The sequence below is a fragment of the Desulfosarcina sp. genome (assembly GCF_033791525.1).
Taxonomy (GTDB): domain Bacteria; phylum Desulfobacterota; class Desulfobacteria; order Desulfobacterales; family Desulfosarcinaceae; genus Desulfosarcina.
Genome location: NZ_JASJGN010000453.1, coordinates 1 through 5,003, shown reverse-complemented (window position 1 = coordinate 5,003; position 5,003 = coordinate 1). Strand labels below are relative to the sequence as shown.

Sequence of the window (5,003 nt, the reverse complement as noted above, 5' to 3'; positions counted from 1 at the left end):
GTTATGCATGCCTGTGGCCACGACGCACACATGGCCATTCTGTTGGTGGCGGCCAAGGTCCTGATGCAGAATAAACACGCCGTTGCGGGAACGATCAAATTCGTTTTCCAGCCCGATGAAGAGATCGCCGGTGCCCGGGCCATGGTTGGAGAAGGAGTTCTTGACCACCCCACGGTCGATGCGGTGATGGGCCTACATGTCTGGACACCGGTGGAATCCGGAAAAATCGGCATCACAGCGGGGCCGGTGATGGGCGGACTGGACGTGTTCAAAATGACCATTTTTGGCAAAGGGGGTCATACCGGGGTCCCGGAGGATGCTGTGGATCCCGTGATTGCCGCGGCCAACCTGATTCAGACCGTGCAGATGATCCAGACCCGGGAAATCAGCAACCTGAGATCTACCATCATCATGTTCGGTAAAATTACCGCTGGAACCAAGAGCAACATTATCCCGGACAAGGTCGAACTGGAAGGCTCTATCCGCTTTCTATACAAGGGTGGTCCCGACAGCATCGAGCAGCCGACCGAAAGGTTCGTACGGATAAGTGAGCAGGTCTGCCGCACGCACCGTTGCACCTGCGAGATCGACATCACCCACGAGAATATCCCGTTGATCAACGATCCGCATATGACCGCGCTGGCCCGGAGGACTGCAGCTGAGGTATTCGGCGGGAAAGATGCCGTCATCGACAACGTCACCAGCGCCAGCGAGGACTTCGCGGAGTTCAGCGAGCGCGTCCCCGGGGTGTTCATGTTTCTCGGTGCCGGCAACGTGCGGAAGGGCACGACCGTTTCTCATCATAACCCACGTTTCAACATCGATGAAGACGTCCTATCGAACGGGGTGGCCATGCTTGTGCACGGTGCCCTGAATTATTTCAACACAACCGGAATTGGAAAAGGAGGTGAACACGGGACACGACACACACCTGACATGTAATCTTAATAGCCTCAGGCTCGTTCCAACGAGCTGCAGATGAAAGGAGTTGGACCATGAAGAGAAGCATTTTGCTGTTAACTGCCGTTTTTGTTCTCACCCTCTTTGGCACCGCCATGGCTGCCAGTTACACCGGACCGGCCATCAAAGCCAAACTGGCTTCCGAAGAGATTGAAGGTGACTTCATGACCGTCTGGGCCAGAAACTTTTCCGATCACATGAAAAAATGGTCCGGCGGCAAAATTGAAATCGAAGTCTACCCCTATGGCACCTTGGGTACCACTGGAGACATTAACGAATTGGCTCAGATGGGGGTTGTTCAGTTCGTTTTTTCCGACCACGCCTGGATTAGCTCCTTTGTTCCCCAGGCTCAGGCCTTGGCGCTGAACTACATTTTTCCTACCGAAAAGGTGCCTGAAGTGCTGGATCATATGGCTAAAAATGGCGAATTCATGCCGCTGCTGGAAAAGGCATTTCGCCAGAACGATCTTGTCCCTTTGTCGATCATGTTCGAAGGCTGGCAGTGGATGACATCCAAAAAACCGATCAAGTCACTGGATGACATCCAGGGCCTGAAGCTGCGGCTGATGTCTTCCAAACTTCTGGTAGAAGGATACCAGGCCTATGGTGCTGCGCCCACCCCCATGAGCTATGGGGAGGTCTACAGCGGCCTGCAGATGGGTCTGATCGACGCCCAGGTAAACCCGCTCTTCGCGATTTATAGTATGAAATTCTATGAGGTGCAGGACTATGTTACCCAGCTGAAAAGTGAACCATTTATTGGCATCCCCACCGTCAACCAGGAATTTTTCGATGGGTTGACCAAGGAAGCGCAGACGGAGATGCGCCGATTCTGGATCGATGCCATCGTCCCCGCCGGCAATTGGATCACCGAGCGCAATATGTCGGACATGGAAAAGATGAAAAAAGCCAAACCCGCTTTGAAATTTTATACTCTCGATGACGCAACTATAGCCAAGTTCAAGGCACAGGCTGAGACCGTCTACCCGAAATATCCCGAGATCGGGGGTGAAGGCGCCCAGAAGGTTCTCGATGCTCTGTTGAAAGACATCGAAAATGCCAAAAAAGCATTGGGCGTCAAATAAACACCAACGTTGCAAAAGCCGGAGGGATTCAGAGCCAAGGCGCCAAGGGTGCAGCCGTAGAAATTTTCTGCAAGCTCTTGGCAACGCCGGAACTGGATTCCTCCGGCTTTCCCGCAAGGGTAAAAACATGAGAAAATTATTGTGTTTCCTGGAATTCACATTTGGTGAATCCCATTACGTACCTGAAGTTGTCACGATTAATCAATATTTTCAAATGGTAATAATAATTTTCGCATGTTTTTATGCAACATTGGGGTAAACACTCCTAAAGTACTGCGGCTGGCTTCATTGCCGCAGTACCTGAACAGGACTATCTGCGATGGAGACCGAGAAATGAATGATAAAAGCAGTGGTTCAAAAAAGTCGTCCGTCTTCCAGAAAATCAACCACTACACCGGCTTGATGGTCAATGGGGTGGAAGTCTCTATCCTTGTATTCTGCGTGGCCGCTCTTGGTATCCTTTTAATTACCAATGTGTTTGCTCGGACTTTTTTTCAAAGCATCTATTTTGCCGAGGAAGTGTCTACGTTTCTGGTGTTGCTGACCACCTTTACCGGTGTCAGCTACGGCGTTAGGAAGGCACGACATATCCGCATGGGGGCCTTTTTAGACGCCATGCCGCCTAAAATGGAGAAGGCCTTTATTATTTTCATCTCACTAGTCAGTGCGATCGTCATGGGGATCATGACGTGGGCCTCCTACGAGTATCTGGCCAATGCCATGGCTAAGGGGCACATGACACCGGCGCTGCGCGTACCGAAATGGTGGTTTTACGTGATTATTCCTGTCGGATTCGGTCTGGCGGGTATCCAGTATATCCGAACGATCATCAAAAATTTCACCGAAAAGGACCCCTGGCAGTCTCCGGATCAACAAAGCGAGTACGAAGATGAAGAGATTGGGGGGGCATAGATATGACACTTTTCGGAATCAGTCTGGCAACGATGTTACTGATCGGGTTCCCTTTTATGGTAACCCTCCTGGGATCTTTAATCCTTTATTTAGTAGTCTATATGCCGGATTTTGCGCCCAAGATGATCATTACCATGGTGCAGCAAATCATCACCGGGGTGACGCCGTCGGCGTTGGTCTGTGTACCGATGTTTATTCTCTCGGCCAGCATTATCACCTCCGGTGAGTCCGCCGGACGGTTAATCCGAATGCTGAAAGTCTTTGTCGGCCATCTACCGGGCGGATTGCCCATTACAACCAACGCGAGTTGCACGCTTTTCGGCGCCGTTTCCGGTTCGACCCAGGCCACCGTCGCGGCCATCGGCGGCACCATGCGGCCCATGCTGCTGGAAGCGGGATATAACAGTTCCTTTACCCTGGGTCTGATTATCAATTCCAGTGATATCGCTTTTCTCATACCCCCCAGCATCGGGTTTATCGTCTACGGGGTGGCCACCAGCACCTCCATCGGGATGCTATTTCTGGCCGGCATCTTTCCCGGATTGATGATTTTGGTGATGTTCTCCATATACTGCTACGCCTATTCCAAAGTAAAAAAGATCCCGACACTTCGCAAGGCAAGCTGGGCCGAACGAATCTCTGCAGTCAAGGACGGGCTTCCGGTCCTTGGGTTTCCGGTGATCATCGTAGGTGGTATTTATGCCGGGATTTTCAGCCCGACGGAAGCCGCCGCCGCTGCCGTGTTATATGCATTGATTCTGGAAACCATCATCTATAGAGCCATCACATTCCAAAGAATTGTCGACGCTTTTTTACAGACAGGTGTGATTACCGGAGTGGTCTTTATTCTGGTTGGCGCCGGCCAGGCATTTTCATTTTTAATCGGCTTCTTGCAGCTCCCCCAGCAGCTTCTGCCGCCGCTGTTCGGTACCGATCCGTCGATGCTGCGGGTGATTTTGATCATTGTGGTCGTTTACTTTGTCGCCTGCATGTTTGTCGATCCCATCGTGGCCATATTCATCCTCAGTCCAGTTTTTCAACCCTACGTGGTGGGTGCGGGGGTGGATCCAATTCTGCTGGGGACCCTGGTGACCCTGCAGGCTGCGGTCGGTTCGGCGACACCGCCTTTCGGCTGTGACATCTTCACCGCACAGCTCATATTCCGGCGACCGTACCTCGAAGTGATCGGCCACGCGTTGCCGTTTCTGCTGATTCTCATTCTGGCAACGATCATCCTGATCACCTTTCCGCAAATCGCGCTGTTTTTGCCGAATATGGCATTAGGTGGATAGTGTTTGGTGGTGAAGAGAAGGAGCTACCTATGGATTATCAAAATGTGCTGGTATTGACCGACTTTTCAAAAGATTCCGATGAAGCGGTTAAAGCGGCGGTCGATTTTACAAAAAAGTATAATTCACGTCTGACCGTCCTGAATGTTGTACGTGGCATACCCAATCTGACCTTTGTGCTGTCAGACTCCGAATATCATAGGTTGGAGCGGAAGCTCGAAACCCATGCCGGGGAACAGTTTGACAAAATGGAAACAGCGATTCCCGAACTATCGGAGATCGGGTATAAACGTAAAATTCGAAAAGGAACCCCCTATATCAGTTGCCTGTATGAGATTGAAAACGGCAATTATGATCTGGTGTTCGCCGGTTCACATGGCAGGTCGGATTTAAAAAAGGTTGTCATGGGGAGTACGGCGGAGAAAGTATTGCGCCGTTCTCCGATATCTGTATTCGTTACCCGGAGATAGCCTCTCGAATCCGTGACGCAAAATAATGGGGATTCGCTGCAGTGCTTTGAACCGCGATAGCGAGCGCATTCCTCGCCGCTTGCGGCGGGGTTAGCGAGCGAACTGAAAATCGATTTTTTATCCTTACGGTGAACACTCCCCGCGGCTTGCCGCGGGGAGTGTTCAATTAATGTTCTTTAGGAGTGCATTATGACACACATACCGGCTCTGCATGATGTGTATCGAGCACATGCCAGAATCAAACCGATGATTCTTCAAACACCGCTGTTGGCATCTACCGAGTTGGC

The 5,003-nt window shown here is 51.2% G+C and carries 5 protein-coding genes; all 5 read left to right on the top strand.

Going from position 1 to position 5,003, the window contains the following annotated elements; all coding sequences use genetic code 11:
* A partial coding sequence (locus tag QNK41_RS21405; RefSeq protein WP_319261396.1) for an amidohydrolase occupies positions 1-942 on the top strand: 942 nt, incomplete at its 5' end.
* 53 nt (positions 943-995) lie between these two features.
* Positions 996-2,045, top strand: coding sequence for a TRAP transporter substrate-binding protein DctP (gene dctP / locus QNK41_RS21400; protein ID WP_319261393.1), 1,050 nt, complete (start codon positions 996-998; stop codon positions 2,043-2,045).
* A gap of 333 nt (positions 2,046-2,378) precedes the next feature.
* Positions 2,379-2,957: a TRAP transporter small permease gene (locus tag QNK41_RS21395; RefSeq protein ID WP_319261391.1), complete on the top strand. Its 579-nt coding sequence runs from the start codon at positions 2,379-2,381 to the stop codon at positions 2,955-2,957.
* A gap of 2 nt (positions 2,958-2,959) precedes the next feature.
* Entirely contained in the window at positions 2,960-4,249 is a 1,290-nt protein-coding gene (locus QNK41_RS21390; RefSeq protein ID WP_319261388.1) for a TRAP transporter large permease, read from the top strand.
* Positions 4,249-4,716: a universal stress protein gene (locus QNK41_RS21385; RefSeq protein ID WP_319261385.1), complete on the top strand. Its 468-nt coding sequence runs from the start codon at positions 4,249-4,251 to the stop codon at positions 4,714-4,716. The genes QNK41_RS21390 and QNK41_RS21385 overlap by 1 nt, the downstream gene beginning before the upstream one ends.
* Positions 4,717-5,003: the final 287 nt, after the last annotated feature.